We start from the raw sequence: 16,839 nt of genomic DNA, 5'->3' as shown, positions 1-16,839 counted from the left end.
CCGCCGCGCATCCCGATCCCTTCAACATCCCTCTACGGGATCCTGGAATCAGCAATGCCACATCAAGGCAAGCGCCTTTTTCCGCAGCCTGTTAAACGTTTCCGCCGCTCAATAACGACGGAACGCAAGCTCACTGGCACGGTTGGCCGATAGCTGCCCATAAGTGTGGCGCATCTCGGACAACGCAGACTACCGGTACGTATTCCGTTTCGCAAAGAACGTCTTGAAACTTACGGCGATCAAAAAGCTCTCCGTTACATGGGGCATTTAACCTGACAGCATGACCGGGACAGATGCCGCTAGAAGAGTAGAGGGCTCCCGTACTATAGCCATGTACGATATTAACGGCTTTGCATAACTTTAAATGCCCGATCAGCTGTCCTCATGGTGAGATAGGCGCGAGGCCACTCAAGTTCAGAAGAGAAATTCCGAAACACTGCGACGGTCGGCGATGAGGAATGTATCGGCCACCAAACGCAACGGCCGAAGATCGACGTCAATCGCCCGCTCGGCAACAAGGTGGGCAAAGCGCTCGTAAAGGCGAGCATATTCAAGGTCGAGATCCGTTTGCTCTTTTTCGCCGGGGCGCTGGATCACGCTGCCTCCCTCCGTGAGGCGCAGGGTGCCATGGTCGGTGTCGACTTCGATCGACCAGGTCTGCGGGCCGGTTTGGAGAAAGTCGAACTCGGCGCGCACGTCAGCGCCGGCACTGCGCATTTGTACGCTGGCGGCAATCGGCGAAGCGCGGCCCGCAGGCACGTCCATCGTTGCGCTTTCGACACAAAGTTCGTTGGGTAAGATGCTGGTCGTAATCGACAGCGCGTTGATGCCGGGATCGAACACGCCGAAACCGCCGGGCCCTAAGATCCACTCCTGACCCGGATGCCAGCGGCGGATGTCTTCTTTCCAATCGATCCGAACCGCCTCGATACGCTTGTCGGCGAGCCAGGCACGGGCCGGGCCGACGCCTGCCGCCTCGCGCGAGTGCCATGTGGTGAACAGGGCGACATCGGCAGCGCGCGCGGCTTCAACGAGTGCCTCGACCTGAGAAAGCGTCGTGGCAGGCGGCTTTTCGAGCATTACGTGCAGGCCCGCTTCGATCGCGGCGAGCGCCTGCTGGTAGCGACCGTCAGGCGGCGTGCAGATCGAAACCGCGTCAAGCGGACAGGCGGAAGCCATCTCTGCAATGTCGTAGTACCCGGGGACGCCATCGACACGGCCTTGCCGGCTGGCGGTGGCGGCAAGAACGAAGCGGTCATTCCCCGCGATGGCGGGCAGGTGCTGGTCGCGCGCGATTTTGCCGATCCCGACGAGACCTAATTTGATAGGCTCCACATCCATTCCTTTTGCAACATTTATCGTATACTATATGGGGCCGGCAGCGGTCAGGCGGTCAGATCTGCTCAGGGCACTGAGTTAGCCTGAATTTCAGTCGGCCTGATGCTGGCGTTCTTCGATCAGGCCGAGCACATCGCCGATGATCCTGCGCATGGCGATCCGCGCCGCGTCTGGGTCACGCGCGACGATCGCGTCGAGCACCTTGGCGTGTTCGTTGACGTCGGCGGTCCGGCCTTTGATGCGGTTAGTGAACCGGATCGAAGTGCGCAGCGCGGTGCTGACCACATCGCGCAACTGGATATAGAACGGATTCTTGGACGCGCGCAGGATTGCGACATGGAAGGCGATGTCGGCTTCCAACGGATCGTCCAGCCCGCTTTCGGCCGCGCGCATCCGTACGAGGCCCGCGTCGATCCGGGCGATATCATCATCTCCGGCGACTTGCGCTGCAAGGGCCGCACCTTCGGGTTCTACCGAGACGCGCAGTTCGTTGAACTGCCGTAGCAGGTCGACCGAGAGCTGGCGCTCGAGCATCCAGCGCAGGACGTCGGTGTCGAACAGGTTCCATGAAGACGTCGGCTGGACGGTCGTGCCCTGACGCGGGCGGGCGCTGAGAAGCCCCTTGGCGCTCAACATCTTGACCGCTTCGCGCGTGACGGAGCGGCTGACGCCGTGCTGCTTGGCCAGTTCGGCTTCGGTGGGAAAGACTTTGTTCTCGAACTGGCCCGTGACGATGGCGCGGCCTATGCTGTCGAGGAGGCCGTAAGTCAAATTGCGGCCCAACTGTGCCGCTGGCTCATCGACGATGAGATGGGGGAAGCTTGTCACTGAGCAGTCCTTGTACCTGCCGTCGTCCGCGCGCGCGGACCGGTCCTGTCCTGTCGCTCCATTACCGTAGTGAACCTACACGGCGAGACAAGGTCCTTTAATATGATAAGTCGTTTGCACGATGACCCCGGACCGTCGCCCAACGCGGAGACGACGGTTCAGGGAGAGTTTCAGCGCGGGTTCGGGTACGCTTTCACCAGCACGTCGTACTGCGCCTTGCTGATCTCGATCATCGAGCCGTGGCGCAGGCCGTCAGGCATTTCGTAGCGGTTCCATTCGGGAACGCCGGAATTTCCGGAGACCTGATACCATGGTCCCGTGAGGCGCGGCGCTTTCGACAGGCCATAGCTGGTTCCGGCATACTGCTCGTAATACATCAGCCAGTCCTGCCCGCCCGGCGCGCGGATGACGGTGGGCGCCTCGCGGAAATTGGGGCTGATCGAGGGGCCGGGCGCCGGATAGGGGCCGAGCAGGTCCTTCGCGCAGGAAACGCGCACGGTCTTGCCGGTCGTCCAGTTGTAGCTGGGATAGCGTTCGTCCTTGATGACCGCGCAGTAACCGCTGCCGTCCGCCTCGGGCTGGATGAAGGTGTCGATCGTCGCCATGTCCCAGTCGAACAGGCGCCTGGGCGCCTTGGCGAAGGTCTTGAGGTCGCTCGACAGGGCGTAGAGCGTGCGCTGGCTGGCCCAGTAGCGCTCGGGGTCTTCGGGTACGCCAGGGACGGTCGCGGTATGCCAGGTCAGCAGGAACCGGCCCGAGAGCTTGTCGAAGAACAGCTTGGGCGCGCCGATCCGCTGCATTGCGTGGGGCAGGCCGGGGACATGCAGCACGTCGGGCTTGTACGTGCCGTAGGGCTTCCAGGCGACAAGGTCGTCCGAAACCCAGAAGCGGATATAGGGGTCCTCGTCGCTGCGGTTGCCGACAAGGTAATAGCGTCCGTCGGGTCCGCGCGCGATCGACGGGTGCCCGTGATAGTCCTCGGAAACCGGCTTGCCGCCGTTTATCTGCGTCCAGTGCAGCCCGTCACGACTGACCGTGTAGTACAGCACTCCGTAACGTTCCTTGGTCATGTGCGCGAAGAGATACGCCTTGTCGGGATCGACATAAGGCGTCTCCGGCGCGCCCGGCACCACTTCTGCCCGCACCGGCCTTGCCGGATCCGATTGCGCCGCCGCGGCCTGAGCCGCCAGAACCGTGATAGCCGCAACGGCGATGCCTGCGGCGATGCGCGAATTGCCCCGAGCCAAATTCCATCTCCCGATATTCTTACGTTCGTCCGTCAAAAAGCAGCGCTTGCAGCCCATTGTCAAGATTCATCTTATAAATACGGTTTTAGACGTTATGGAGGGGACGGACAGGTCGGGCCGGGCGATTCGACGATCGCCCCGCCGGAGCAACGTCGTCCGCGATCGCACGCGGGGCGACCCGGGATTACGGCACAGGATAGTGCAGGGAGACGAGATGGGACTGGCAACGATCGACATCGCAGTGGTCGTGATTTACGCGATCGGCATATTCGGGCTGGCCCAGTGGGTAAGCCGGGACAAGCCGGGTGCCGGGCCGAAGGGATCCGCCGACTATTTCCTCGCCTCGAAGAACCTGCCCTGGTGGGCCATCGGCGCTTCGCTGATCGCTGCGAACATTTCGGCCGAACAGATCGTCGGCATGTCCGGGTCGGGCTACGCGATCGGTCTTGCCATCGCATCGTACGAGTGGATGGCGGCGGCCACGCTGCTGATCGTGGGCAAGTTCTTCCTGCCGATCTTCCTGCGCAACGAGATCTACACGATGCCGCAGTTCCTGGAGCGCCGCTACGGCAGCGGCATCCGCACGCTGATGGCGGTGTTCTGGCTGGTGCTCTACGTTTTCGTGAACCTCACCAGCATCATCTGGCTCGGCTCGATCGCGGTGACGCAGGTGGCGGGCGTAAATCAGGACGTCGCGCTCGTGGTGCTGGGCGTCTTCGCGCTGCTCTACCAGCTGCGCGGCGGGCTGAAGGCCGTGGCGCTCACCGATATCGTGCAGGTCACGCTGCTGGTCATGGGCGGGCTGATCATTGCCTTCCTGACCCTGGGCAAGATCGGCGGCGAGGCCGGAGTGATCGCCGGGTTTTCGCGCCTGGTCGACGCCGCGCCGGGGCATTTCCACATGATCCTTGCAAAGGGTGACCCGCACTACATGGACCTGCCGGGCATTTCGGTGCTGATCGGCGGCATGTGGATCGCGAACCTCAGCTACTGGGGCTTCAACCAGTATATCATCCAGCGCGCGCTGGCGGCCAAGTCGATCGACGAGGCCCAGCGCGGCATGCTGTTCGCCGCCTTCATCAAGCTGATCATGCCGATCATCATCGTGCTGCCGGGCATCGCCGCCGTCATCCTCGCGCCCGATCTCGGCAAGCCGGACGAGGCGTATCCGACGATGATGGGCCTGTTGCCTCCGGGTCTGCTGGGCCTTGTCTTCGCGGCGCTGGTGGCGGCGATCATCGCGTCGACCGCATCCAAGATCAATTCGATCGCGACGATCTTCACGCTCGACGTCTGGGCCAAGTTCAAGGGCCGGCCGGCCGGGGACGACGCCGTCGCCGCAGATCGCAAGCTGGTCCGCGTGGGCCGGATCGTCGCGGTCGTGGCGATCGTGGTCGCCATCCTGACCGCACGCCCGCTGTTGGGATCGAGCGAGCAGGCGTTCCAGTTCATCCAGGAGTTCACCGGCTTCTTCACCCCGGGCATCACCGTGATCTTCCTGCTCGGCCTGTTCTGGCGCCGCGCCAACGAACCGGGCGCGATCAGCGCGGCGGTCGCCTCGGTGCTGCTGTCGTGGGGGTTCAAGGCCTGGGCGCCTGCGGTGCCGTTCATGGACCGCATGGGAATCGTCTTCCTGGCCGCGCTGGCGCTGGCGGTGGTCGTCTCGCTGCTGACGCCGGGCCGACCGGACAAGGACACCATCTCGACCGGCGACGTCCGCTATGCCACCTCTACCGGGTTCAATGCAGGAGCGATCGCCGTGGTTCTGGTGCTTTGCGTTCTTTACGCGGTGTTCTGGTGAGCGCGCCCTTCATCGCCGTCGACTGGGGCACGACCAACCGCCGCGCCTACCGGATCGAGGATGCCCGCGTTGCCGCCACCGAGCGCGACGACATGGGCATCCTCGCGGTCCCGGCAGGCGGATTTGCCGCCGAAGTGGCCGGGCTTCGCGCGCGTCTGGGCCAGCTGCCGGTGGTGATGGCCGGGATGGTCGGGTCCAACCGGGGCTGGCACGATGCAGGCTATGTCCCCTGCGCCGCCACGATCGAGGCCGTTGCCGCCGCCATGGCGCGCCTCGACGACGACGTCGCCATCGTTCCCGGCGTCTGCGTCGATGCCCCGACCCGCGCCGACGTGATGCGCGGCGAGGAAGTGCAACTGCTCGGCGCCGTCGCTGCCGGTCTCGCGCCAGCAGACGCGCTGCTGTGCCAGCCCGGAACCCATAACAAGTGGGCGGTCATGAAGGACGGCGCCATAGCCGACTTCACCACCGCCATGACCGGCGAGATGTTCGCGCTGCTCAAGGCCCGTGCCCTGATCGGCGCCGAGATGACCGGCGAAGTGGATGCCGACGCCGCGTTCCGCGAAGGGGTGGAAGCCTGCGCCGATGCCGATCTGCTTTCGGCCCTGTTCGAAGTCCGGGCCGCCTCGGTGCTGGGCAGGCGCCCTCCCGGCGCGGCGGCGGCCTACGTCAGCGGCCTTCTCATCGGCAGCGATTGCCGCGCCCGCATCACCCGCCCCGGTCAGGTCGTGCACCTGCTGGCCGACGGGCTTCTCGCGCGGCTCTATACCGCCGCCATCACCATTGCCGGGGGGCAGGCCGTCGTCGTCGACAGCCATGCCTCGTTCGTTGCCGGCATCACCCGCATCAGGAACCTCATGTCATGATCGATTTCGCCACGGCACTCGCCGGCCTGCCTCTGGTCGCCATTCTGCGCGGCATCCGCCCGGACGAAGTCGAGGCTGCCGGCGATGCGCTCGTCGAGGCGGGCTTCACGCTGATCGAGGTGCCGCTGAACTCGCCCGATCCGCTGGCCAGCATCGAGCGTCTCGCCAAGCGGGTGGGCGACCGGGCCGTCGTGGGCGCGGGCACCGTGCTGACGGTCGCGCAGGTCGCCCAGCTGCAGGACGCGGGCGGCGCGATGATCGTCTCGCCCAATACCGACGTCGCGGTGATCGCCGAAAGCGCGCGGCGCGGCATGGTCTCGCTGCCCGGCTACTTCACGCCCAGCGAGGCCTTCGCGGCGCTGGCGGCAGGCGCCACGGGCCTGAAGCTGTTTCCGGCCGAGGCCGCGACGCCGTCCGTGATCAAGGCGCAGCGCGCGGTGCTGCCCGGGGACGTGCCGTTGTTCGCGGTGGGCGGCATCACGCCGGACAACATGGGACCATGGCGCGCGGCGGGAGCCAACGGGTTCGGCCTCGGCTCGGCGCTTTACCGCTCGGGCGCGGCCACGCAGGAGATCGCGGCGAACGCCCGCGCCTTTGCAGCGGCCTGGGCCGAACTGGAGAAGGGCGCATGATCCGCGCGACCGGTGCGCTTGGAGCCATCTCGCTCGCGGCGCTGGCGCTCGGCGGCTGCGCCGCGACGGGTACGTCGGGCAAGACTGCCGCCGCCACCTTGACCAACCCGCTGCTGGCGAGCGGCCCCGATCCGTGGATCGTCCATGACGGCGGCACCTTCTATTTCATGGGGACGAAGGGCGACCGCCTGGCCATCCGCCGCACCGACGACCTCGCGAAGCTGGCCGATGCGCCCGAGCATGTCATCTGGACCCCGCCCGCCAGCGGTCCCAACGCGATCTCGATCTGGGCGCCCGAACTGCACCGGTTCGATGGAAAGTGGTACGTCTACTATACCGCCGCCGCTGCGGGACACGACGATGACGCGCATCGCGGCATCTTCGTGCTGGAGAACGCTAGCGCGGATCCGCTCAAGGGCGAATGGATCGACCGGGGCCGCGTCGTCACCGGCATGACCGGCATCGACGGCACCGTGTTCGAGACCGGCGGCAGGCGCTACTTCATCTATTCCGCCTATGACGGCCCCGACAGCGTGCTCGCCATCGCGCCGATGACCAATCCCTGGACGCTAGGCCCCGGCGAGACCGTGATCGCCCGGCCGGACCAGCCGTTCGAGCGCCAGGGCGGCCGCCAGATCCTTGAAGGACCGGAGTTCCTTGCGGGACCGAACGGAGACCTGTTCCTCACGTATTCGGCCAGCGCCTGCTGGTCGGACGACTATGCGCTGGGCCTGCTCCACGCCGCGCCGGGCAGCGATCCGCTGAAGCCGGAAAGCTGGACCAAGTCCCCCAGGCCCGTACTGGCCAAGGCGCCGCAGAACGACGTCTACGCGACCGGGCACAACGGCTTCTTCACAACCGACGGCGGCCGCCGGACCTGGATCGTCTATCACGCCAACACCGGCGCCGACCAGAAATGCACCGCAGCCCGCTCGCCGCGCGTCCAGCGCATGGAGTGGACCGCGCAGGGCATGCCGGTGTTCCCGGTGCCTTCGCGCGCGGGCGACCCCGTACCGGCCCCGCAGCCCTGAGCCGGGGCCTGCCCCTTCCTTGCAAGGGAAGGGGCAGGCCCCGTCGCTTCAGCGCGGCGTCAGCAGCGTGAGGTTCACCGCGTCGCCCGTGGCGCGCAGGCCGGCATCGTTGGGATGGAGGTGGTCGCCGGGGTCGAACTCGGGGCGCAGCTCCGCCGGCATCGCCGGATTGCGCACCGCCGCCTCGAAATCGACGACGCCGTCGAATATCCGGTCGTTGCGGATCGCCGCGTTCACCGCCATGCGGGTCTGCTCCTTCATCGGCGACATGTAGCCCGCGCGCAGCGCCGGGGTCATCGTGCCGCCGATCACCTTGATGCCCAGCGCATGGGCACGGGCGACGAACTGGCGATAGCCGTGGATCAGGTCGTCCGGTTTGACCGCGCCCGGCCCCTCGTCGCTGCCTGCACTGATATCGTTGATGCCCTCCAGCAGGATGACGTGCGTGACGTTCGGCACGCTCGCCAAATCGCGCCAGAAGCGGTCGAGCACGGACACGAGCGACAGCCATGAGCGCGCCTGCCGCAGCGCTGCGGTGCAAAGGGCGGCAAGGTACGTCGGGTTACGCATGCCGCCCTCTTTTCGGACCGTCAGGACAGTTGTCCCGCGTTACTTCCTGGACGTCGGCACCACGCCCTTCGGCGCGGCGGACAAGCGGCGGATCAGATCCACTTCGGCCTGGCGATAAGGCGTTCCGTCCGTGTGGAACACTTCATGGAACCAGATGGTCGGCTCTTCCATGGTGTAGGGCTTCTTCCACGAATCCCAGGGCAGGCGGGTCTGCGTCCTGCCGTCGACGAAGCCCCAGTTCATCATCGCCACGTTCTCGCGCTTGCCGATCGGCAGCGACCCGTCGAACGTCGAACCGTTGCCGCGCGCCATGTATTCGGTGCAAAGGATCGGGCGGCCATAGACCTTGAGCTGGTTCACCCGGTCCTGGAACTTTTCCGGCCAGTTGTAGTCGTGGAACGAGATCACGTCCGATTGCGTCAGCTGCAGCTGTTCCATCGGGGTCAGCGCGCCCGGCGTCTTCCAGTCGTCATGCTGCCACACGCCCGAGGTGAGGGGCTGCGCCGGATCGACCTCGCGCGCCCAGCCATAGACCTTGGTGAGCAGCGCGAGCACCAGCTCCTGCTTGCCGTCCTGGTCCTTGTACTGGTCGGCGCCGTTGTCCGGCTCGTTCCACAAGTCCCAGCCCAGGACGCGGTCGTCCTTGCCGAACGCGCCGATGACACCCTGGACGTAGGCCTTGAAACGCGGCTCCTGCGACGGGTCGCGCATGGCGGGCAGGCCGGGGGCCTGCACCCAGCCGGAATTGTGCACGCCGGGAATCGGCGGATGCTGCGGGCCGAGCACCGGCTTCGGATCCCAGCAGCTGTCGAACAGCACGAACAGCGGCTTGATCCGGTGCTTCGCGGCGATCGCCAGAAACGCATCGATGCGCTTCTTGAAGCCTTCGGGATCCTGCTGCCACAGCTGGTCGTGCAGGAACACGCGCATGGTGTTCATGCCGATGCCTTCGGCCAGCCCCAGTTCGTAGTCGATGCGCCGGGGATCCCAGGTGGCTTCCTGCCACATCTCCAGCTGGTTGATCGCGGTGGCCGGCGCGAAGTTCGAGCCGACCAGCCAAGGCTGCTTTGCGTACCATGTCTTCGCCTGCGCGGGCGTCCACTGCGGGCGGGCTTCGGCGGATGGGAAGGGTGCCTGGGCGATCAGCGCGGCAGCGGTCGCCAGCAGGCAGGTTGCGAATGCTTTCATGAGGGATCCTCTGTTATTCTGGGGTGACGAAGAACTTGTAGGTCATGACGTTCCGGTAGGTCTTGCCCGGAGCGAGGCGGATCGACGGGAAGCGGGGCTGGTTCGGACTGTCGGGGAACAGCTGCGGCTCGAACACCAGAACGTCGCCCTCGCGGTAGATATGCCCGGACTTGCCGGTGATGGTCCCGTCCATGAAGTTGCCCGAATAGAACTGCAGACCCGGCTGGTTGGACCACAGCTCGAAGCCGCGCCCGGAGGTGGGTTCCACCACGCGCGCCATCAGGTGTTCGTCCGCGGTGACCGCGTCGCCGACGACCCAGTTGTGATCGTAGCCGCGCCCGTAGACGATCTGCGCATCGCTGCCGTCGCGCACGCGGGCGCCGACGGGGGTGGGCTTGCGGAAATCGAAGGCGGTGCCCTCGACGCTGCGATGTTCGCCGAGGGGGATCGAGGTCTCGTCGGTCGGGGTGAAGCGATCGGCGGGGATGGTCAGCAGGTGGTCCATCGCCGTGCGCCCCGGTCCCGCAAGGTTCCAGTACGCATGGTTGGAAATGTTCACCACGGTCGGCTTGTCGGTGGTGGCGGTATACGTGATCGTCAGCCGGTTCTGCTCGTCGAGGCTGTAAGTCGCATCGGTGGTGAGCGTGCCGGGATAGCCCATGTCGCCGTCCGGGCTGACGTAGCGCATGGTGACGCTGGCGGTCTTGCCGGACTTCACGGCGCGCACGGTCCAGATGACCTTGTCGAAGCCCTTGGTGCCCCCGTGCAGCGAATTGACGCCGTTGTTGACGGGAACCGTATAGCCCTTGCCGTCCAGCGTGAACCTGCCTTTGGCGATCCGGTTGGCGACGCGGCCCACGGTGGCGCCGAAGAACTCCGGCGCCTTGCTGTATCCTTCGAGGCTGTCGTAGCCGACCGCGACGTCGATGGTCTTGCCGTCGCGCCCCGGCACCATGACCGACTGGATCGAGGCACCCAGCGTCATCACGCGAACCGACATGCCTTTGGCGTTGGTCAGCGTCACGGCCTCGACGGCGGCGCCGTCAGGCATCCGGCCGAAGCCTTCTCGCCTGGCTTCGGCGGCCAGCGCGGGTGTGATTGCCGGAACGCAGGCCGCTGCCAGCAAAACGGCGGGGGTGATGACCTTGAGCATTCTCTCTCCTTTGAACTCGTTGATCGAGCCTGTTCAGTGTGCCGGATGGTTAATCCGTCTCGTCCGCGTTACCGGCGGATGTCCCGGCCCCGACCGGCGGGCAGGGCCAAGGCCAAAACCAAGGGCAGGGTACTTCTCAACCACGATACAGGCAGGCCGCAAGACCCGCGCAGCCGGGGTCCAGTTCGAACAGCGCCCCGCCGTGTGCCTCGTCCACGCCGTCTGCGGCGCTGGTGACGTAGAGCCGGTCAAGCCGGTCGCCGCCGAACGTGACGTTGGTGATCTGGCTGGCGGGAAGCGCGATGCGGCGAACCAGCGTGCCGTCGGGCGCAAAGCGGCGCACGGCGCCGTCGCCCCAGCATGCGACCCACAAGTGACCCTCGGCGTCGAAGGTCATGCCGTCGGGCGAGCCCCAGCTCTCATCGCCGGGAAAGGTGATGAACGGTTCGCGCGCGCCCAACTCGCCCTGCTCCAACGCGTAACGGAAGATCACGCCGAGCGCGCTGTCGGTATGGAGCATGAAGCGGCCCTGCGGATCGATCGCCGGGCCGTTGGGGATGGTGCAGGCCTCCGGCGCGGCGCGGGTGACCATGCCGTTTTCAAGCCGGTGGAAGGCGCCCACCGGCTTGTCGCAGGAATAGGGCATCGTGCCCAGCCAGACCCGCCCCTGTTCATCGGCGGCGGCATCGTTGACCCGGTTTCCGGCAGGCTCGCCAGCGATCTGCGCCAGCGTTTCCACCGAGAACGGATCGAGCGTGACGGCGGCGACGGTGGTGCCGATGCCCGCAACGAACCCGCCCTTCTCGCGGCCGATGATCCAGCCGGTGGCGTCGCCGGTTTCCCAGCTCTCCACCCTTTCTTCGGCCCTTTCTTCTGCGGGAACAAGACGGTTGATGCGTTGGCCGAGGATGTCGGTCCACAGCAGCGCACCGTCGCGCACCGACCAGAACAGGCCTTCGCCCAGCACATCGACGCGGTCTCGCGGGATTACGCGTATTTCGGTCATCAATGGCTGTCCCGCGGCAGGCCCTTCGTCTGGGCGATACGCTGGTACTTGACCGCGGATTCTATCACCGCGCCAGTCGCGAACTGGCCTACCAGATCGCGCTGGATTTCCTGCCATGGCGTTTGCGAGCCGGGGGTGACGCTCTGTTCGATCGCGGCGAGATCCTCGCGGCGGCGGGCAAGCTCGGCATCGTCCACCAGCATGTCGGCGCTGCGCGCGCCCAGGTCGATGCGCACGCGGTCGCCGGTGCGCAGCAGCGCCAGCCCGCCTCCGACCGCCGCCTCGGGCGAGGCGTTGAGGATGGACGGGCTGCCCGACGTGCCCGATTGCCGTCCGTCGCCGATGCAGGGAAGGGCGTGGACGCCCGCGCGGATGAGCGCGGCGGGCGGGCGCATGTTCACCACTTCGGCGCCGCCCGGATAGCCGACCGGCCCGGCGCCCCGGATCACGAGAATGGTGTTCTCGTCGATGGCGAGTTCGGGGTCGTCGATGCGGTGATGATAGTCTTCAGGCCCGTCGAAAACGACCACGCGGCCCTCGAAGGCATCGGGGTTCGCCGGGTCGGAAAGGTAGCGACCGCGAAACTCCTCGGAGATCACCGACAGCTTCATCACCGCGCCATCGAACAGGTTGCCGCTGAGCACGGTGAGGCCCGCAGCCTCCTTCAGCGGACGTTCGAAGGGACGGATCACCTTGTCGTCATGGATGCGGGCGCCGACCTGGTTCTCCGCCAGAGTGCGGCCGTTCGCGGTCAGCACGTCGCCGTCGATCAGACCGGCTTTAGCCAGTTCGCCGATGACGGCGGGGACGCCGCCCGCACGATAGTAGTCCTCGCCCAGATATTCGCCGGCGGGCTGGAGATTGACGAGCAGCGGCACATCGGCGCCGTGGCTTTCCCAGTCCTCAAGCGTCAGGTCCACGCCCATGTGGCGCGCGATGGCGTTGAGGTGGATCGGCGCGTTGGTGGAACCGCCGATGGCCGAGTTCACGCGAATCGCATTCAGGAACGCCGCGCGCGTCATAATGTCGGAAGGCTTGCGATCGGCCTGCACCATCTCGACGATGCGGCGGCCCGTTTCCCAGGCGCATTCCTGACGGTCGCGGTAAGGGGCGGGAATCGCCGCGGAGCCGGGCAGTGACATGCCGAGCGCCTCGCACAGCGAGTTCATCGTTGTTGCAGTGCCCATCGTGTTGCAGAAGCCGGTGGACGGCGATCCCGAAGCGACCAGCTTGAGGAACCCCGGATAATCGAGTTCGCCCTTGGCCAGCAGTTCGCGCGCCTTCCACACGATCGTACCGGCGCCTGTGCGCTCTCCCTCGTGCCAGCCGTTGAGCATCGGGCCGACCGACAGGGCGATGGCGGGGATGTTGACCGTGGCGGCGGCCATCAGCGCGGACGGCGTCGTCTTGTCGCAGCCGACCGTCAACACCACGCCGTCGAGCGGGTAGCCATAAAGCACTTCGACGAGGCTGATATACGCCAGGTTGCGGTCAAGGCCGGCCGTCGGGCGCTTGCCGGTTTCCTGCAGCGGATGCGTCGGAAACTCGATCGGGATGCCGCCTGCATCGCGGATGCCTTCCTTGACGCGCTCGGCCAGGACGATGTGGTGGCGGTTGCAGGGAACCAGATCGCTGCCCGACTGCGCGATGCCGATGATCGGGCGATCCGACTGCATCTCCTCTATCGACAGCCCGTAATTCAGATAGCGCTCAAGATAGAGCGCGGTCATGTCCGGATTGTCGCGATTGTCGAACCACGCGCGCGAACGCAGGGCCGGGCGGGGCGCGGAGCCGGTGGTGTTGCCAGCGTGCGTGGCGGTGTCGTTGGCGAAAGAGATGTCGGCCTCCCTAGAGATCGCTTGTTTCCAACAAGGCCGCAACGCGCGGCCCACCCTACCGGGTGGCTTTGACGAGCGGCTACCATCACGTTTTTTTAGTGGCAACCTATTTATACGACAAATCGGTCTTGTCTGAGCAGAAGTGGAAAGCTATGAGCGCCGGGAAGACCTGATCAACGGGTCGACTGTTTCTGGAGGGAGGCACTAATGAATCGCAAAGCCTATTCGCTTGTCCTGACGTCGTCGGTCCTGGCCATGCTGGCCTGGGCGCCGCTGGCCCATGCGCAGGACGCACAGGACGCCGCCGCGCCCACCGTAGCCCAAGACATCGGCAACGAGATCGTCGTCACCGGCCAGCGCGCCAGCCTGGAAGCCGCGCGCAACGTCAAGAAGAACTCTGACCTCGTGGTCGATTCGATCGTCGCCGAGGACATCGGCAAGCTGCCCGACACCTCGGTCGCCTCCGCGCTGCAGCGCGTTGCTGGCGTCCAGGTCGTCAACGGGTTCAACAACGAAATTCAGAGCCCTATCGTGCGCGGTCTGGGCGACATTCTGACCACTTTGGACGGACGTGAGATCTTCACCGGCGTCGGTCGCGGTTTCTCGTTCCAGGATCTTCCTGCAGAAGCCATCGGCGGCATCGACGTCTACAAGTCGAACTCCGCCAACCTCGTCGAAGGTGGCGTTGCCGGCGTCATCGACATGAAGCTGCAGAAGCCCTTCAACTTCGACAAGGGCCTGACCATCGCCGCGAACGGCCGAGTCTACAACGGCCGCGTTTCGGACAAGACGAGCTACACCGCCGGCCTGCTCATCGCCAACACCTGGGACGTGGGCGAGGGCCGTCTGGGCGCGCTGATCGACGTGTCCTATGCGCGCAACAACTTCAGCCGTCCGGTCTCCTTCAACTGCGATCCGCGCTCGACCAACAATGGCCCGGCGGGCGCCCCGAACCTGGTCCTGCCGACCTGCGTTGGCGGCACCACCGACACCGGCCACAACAGCCGCCCGCAGGTCAACGCAGCGCTGCAGTGGGAAGTGACCCCGGAACTCGAACTGTACCTGGATGGCATGTACAGCGGCTACCGTTCGACCTTCGCAACCAACTTCATCTTCGCCGACCTGTTCGCGGGCAACAGCATCAGCAACGGTGTCGCAGGCGACGACTGCTTCTCGGCTCCGGTCAAGGGTGACGGGTTCCTGGGCGGCGGCAACGATCCGGTCCAGAACCTGTGCATCGCCAAGTCGGCCACCTTCAACGGCGTGGATGCGCTGACCAGCACCCAGGCCAAGCGTCAGCGCACTGACCAGTACGTGCTGGGCGGCGGCGCGAAGTGGAACACCGATACGATCCACGTCGTCTTCGACGCCAGCTACATCCAGTCGAAGAACTCCAACCGCGCGATCATCGTCGACGTCGCCAAGCGCAATGCCGCCGTCGACGTGGTGGTGGACGACAACGGCCACGGCAGCACGGTGATGCAGGGCAACCCGCTCGGCAGCGCGGACGGCTTCGTCTTCGCGAACACGCTGTTCCAGGATCTCAACAAGTCCAACAGCCGCCAGTACTCCTTCAAGCTGGACACCGCATTCGACATCGATAGCAGCTTCCTGCGCCAGATGCAGTTCGGCGCGCGCTACAGCGACCGTCAGGGTTCGTTCCGCGCCGTCGCCGGTGGTCCGGGCTTCCCGGGTGCAAACCGCGCGACGCTGGTGGATTCGGTTGGCCTGCCTTCCGACTTCATGGTTCGTTCGCCGGATTCGATCCCCTACATCAATGGCGGGGAGCACTGGTACACGCCTAACGCGAGCTATCTGCTCAATAACACCGATGAACTGCGCGCGCTTTACGGCGCCCCAGCCGGCGACCCCGACTGGGATCCGACGCGCAACTACGATGCGGCGGAAAAGACCTTCGCGGCTTACGTTCAGGGCAAGTACCAGCTCGACATCGGTGATGTTTCGGCGATCGACGGCCTCGTCGGCGTGCGCGTGGTCAGCACCAGCCGCATGATCGACGGCACCTCGCGCGTAATCGGCGGTGCCCCCGGCGGCGGCGACCTGTTCGTGCCGATCAACCGTGACACCACCGACATCTACGTCCTGCCCAACGCCAGCCTTCGCTTCAAGGCGACCGACCAGCTGCAATTCCGCGCGACGTATGCCAAGACCGTGTCGCGTCCGACCTTCGGCGATCTCAACCCCGGCCTGTCGCTGGCGGCGCCGGGCGGCAATCCGAACGTCATTCTGGCAGGCGCGGGCGGCAACCCGGACCTCAAGGCCCAGCAGTCCGACAACTTCGACGTGACGGCGGAATACTACTTCGGCCGCTCCAGCTACGTCTCGCTGGCCGGCTACATGCGCAAGCTGAAGGACCGCGTGGCTCCGGACACCTCGATCCAGGTGATCGACGGCCAGACCTACCAGATCACCCAGCCGCGCAATCTGGGCTCCTCGGAACTCAAGGGCATCGAGGCTGCAGGTCAGTTCTTCCTCGACTTCCTGCCGGAAGGGTTCGATGGCTTCGGTCTCATGGGCACCTTCACGTATGCAGACAGCAAGGTGACGACCAAGGGCGATCTGCTCGAAGGGCAGCAACTGCTCGGCGTCTCGAAGTACAGCTACACCGCTGGAGCGCTTTACGAGAAGTACGGCATCACCGCGCGTGTGGTCTACACCTGGCGCTCGGGCTATAACGAGACGGCGTTCGGTGCGGGCACGTTGACCGGTTCGGCGGACGCGGTGCAGTTCAACAAGGTCAAGGCCAATGGACGCCTCGACTTCTCAATTGGCTACGACGTGACCCCGAACATCACTGTCACTTTCGATGGCGTGAACGTGAATGGCGGCAAGTATTACAGCTACTTCGACACACCTGCCTTCCCGCACGACATCCGCATCGACGACAAGTTTTACGGTGCCAGCATTCGCGTGAAGTACTGATCGCATAAATTCGGGGAAGGGCTGAGCGCATCCGGCTCTTCCTTCACGCACGCAAGGTGGGACGGCGATGGTGCTGTCCTACCTTTTGTCCTGAGGCGGCAGCCGCCCTCGCGATGGTCGGCGGCATAAGAACCCGATGTGAAAGTTGTTGAACTATACTAGTATGTTGTGATCCAGCCGCCTTTGCAAAGAGATGGAATGGATCATGACATGGACTGGTACCGCTCGTAAGGAGCATAGCCGCAATGGCTATCAGGTCGGCATAAGCAGCCAACTGACCGGAGCTGTCAACGCCGGGATAAAATTGGGCCAGGCACCGGTTTAAAAAGGGGCCAGTTGGGTTGAATAAAAGGCCTCAGGGTTGAGGCTGGGCACTATCGGCAGCGGGGAAGCGGCTG

The 16,839-nt window shown here is 65.2% G+C and carries 13 protein-coding genes; 5 read left to right on the top strand and 8 right to left on the bottom strand.

The window, feature by feature from the left end:
- Positions 1–414: 414 nt before the first annotated feature.
- The 3 genes from LH128_RS20665 to LH128_RS20655 all read right to left on the bottom strand — a co-directional run bounded on the left by LH128_RS20665 (position 415) and on the right by LH128_RS20655 (position 3,413).
- Entirely contained in the window at positions 415–1,341 is a 927-nt protein-coding gene (locus tag LH128_RS20665) for a Gfo/Idh/MocA family protein (RefSeq protein ID WP_036530970.1), read from the bottom strand.
- A gap of 87 nt (positions 1,342–1,428) precedes the next feature.
- Positions 1,429–2,166: a FadR/GntR family transcriptional regulator gene (locus LH128_RS20660; RefSeq protein ID WP_008831631.1), complete on the bottom strand. Its 738-nt coding sequence runs from the start codon at positions 2,164–2,166 to the stop codon at positions 1,429–1,431.
- A 170-nt stretch (positions 2,167–2,336) separates the two neighbouring features.
- On the bottom strand, positions 2,337–3,413 hold the full coding sequence (locus LH128_RS20655) for a family 43 glycosylhydrolase (RefSeq protein ID WP_008831630.1): 1,077 nt from the start codon (positions 3,411–3,413) through the stop codon (positions 2,337–2,339).
- A gap of 214 nt (positions 3,414–3,627) precedes the next feature.
- Between LH128_RS20655 and LH128_RS20650 the strand changes: the two genes are divergently transcribed.
- The 4 genes from LH128_RS20650 to LH128_RS20635 are packed head-to-tail and all read left to right on the top strand — an operon-like array spanning position 3,628 to position 7,743.
- Positions 3,628–5,214, top strand: coding sequence for a sodium/sugar symporter (locus LH128_RS20650; protein WP_008831629.1), 1,587 nt, complete (start codon positions 3,628–3,630; stop codon positions 5,212–5,214).
- Positions 5,211–6,080 (top strand): 2-dehydro-3-deoxygalactonokinase, encoded by an 870-nt coding sequence (locus tag LH128_RS20645; protein ID WP_008831628.1) that lies wholly within the window; start codon positions 5,211–5,213, stop codon positions 6,078–6,080. The genes LH128_RS20650 and LH128_RS20645 overlap by 4 nt, the downstream gene beginning before the upstream one ends.
- Positions 6,077–6,712 carry a 2-dehydro-3-deoxy-6-phosphogalactonate aldolase gene (locus LH128_RS20640; RefSeq protein ID WP_008831627.1) on the top strand — a complete coding sequence of 212 codons (636 nt, stop codon included), beginning with the start codon at positions 6,077–6,079 and terminating at the stop codon, positions 6,710–6,712. Before LH128_RS20645 ends, LH128_RS20640 begins: the two co-directional genes overlap by 4 nt.
- Complete coding sequence (locus LH128_RS20635; protein WP_008831626.1) at positions 6,709–7,743, top strand: glycoside hydrolase family 43 protein; 1,035 nt, start codon at positions 6,709–6,711, stop codon at positions 7,741–7,743. The genes LH128_RS20640 and LH128_RS20635 overlap by 4 nt, the downstream gene beginning before the upstream one ends.
- Positions 7,744–7,791: 48 nt before the next feature.
- Here the strand turns inward: LH128_RS20635 and LH128_RS20630 are convergent, their stop codons facing one another.
- The 5 genes from LH128_RS20630 to LH128_RS20610 form a co-directional block, all read right to left on the bottom strand.
- Positions 7,792–8,313, bottom strand: a complete 522-nt coding sequence (locus tag LH128_RS20630) for a GDSL-type esterase/lipase family protein (RefSeq protein ID WP_008831625.1) — start codon at positions 8,311–8,313, stop codon at positions 7,792–7,794.
- A 39-nt stretch (positions 8,314–8,352) separates the two neighbouring features.
- A complete protein-coding gene (locus LH128_RS20625; RefSeq protein WP_008831624.1) occupies positions 8,353–9,501 on the bottom strand; it encodes a glycoside hydrolase 5 family protein in 1,149 nt (382 codons plus the stop codon).
- A gap of 13 nt (positions 9,502–9,514) precedes the next feature.
- Complete coding sequence (locus LH128_RS20620) at positions 9,515–10,654, bottom strand: aldose epimerase family protein (protein ID WP_008831623.1); 1,140 nt, start codon at positions 10,652–10,654, stop codon at positions 9,515–9,517.
- A gap of 136 nt (positions 10,655–10,790) precedes the next feature.
- Positions 10,791–11,660, bottom strand: a complete 870-nt coding sequence (locus tag LH128_RS20615) for an SMP-30/gluconolactonase/LRE family protein (protein WP_008831622.1) — start codon at positions 11,658–11,660, stop codon at positions 10,791–10,793.
- Positions 11,660–13,390 (bottom strand): IlvD/Edd family dehydratase, encoded by a 1,731-nt coding sequence (locus tag LH128_RS20610; protein WP_236727520.1) that lies wholly within the window; start codon positions 13,388–13,390, stop codon positions 11,660–11,662. Before LH128_RS20610 ends, LH128_RS20615 begins: the two co-directional genes overlap by 1 nt.
- Positions 13,391–13,705: 315 nt before the next feature.
- On the opposite strand from LH128_RS20610, the gene LH128_RS20605 reads away from it, so the two are divergent.
- Positions 13,706–16,441, top strand: a complete 2,736-nt coding sequence (locus tag LH128_RS20605) for a TonB-dependent receptor (protein ID WP_008831620.1) — start codon at positions 13,706–13,708, stop codon at positions 16,439–16,441.
- The last annotated feature ends 398 nt before the right edge of the window (positions 16,442–16,839 follow it).

This window comes from Sphingomonas sp. LH128 (assembly GCF_000293195.2).
In the GTDB taxonomy this organism is placed as follows: Bacteria; Pseudomonadota; Alphaproteobacteria; order Sphingomonadales; family Sphingomonadaceae; genus Novosphingobium; species Novosphingobium resinovorum_A.
This window is presented reverse-complemented; position numbering and strand designations above follow the sequence as displayed.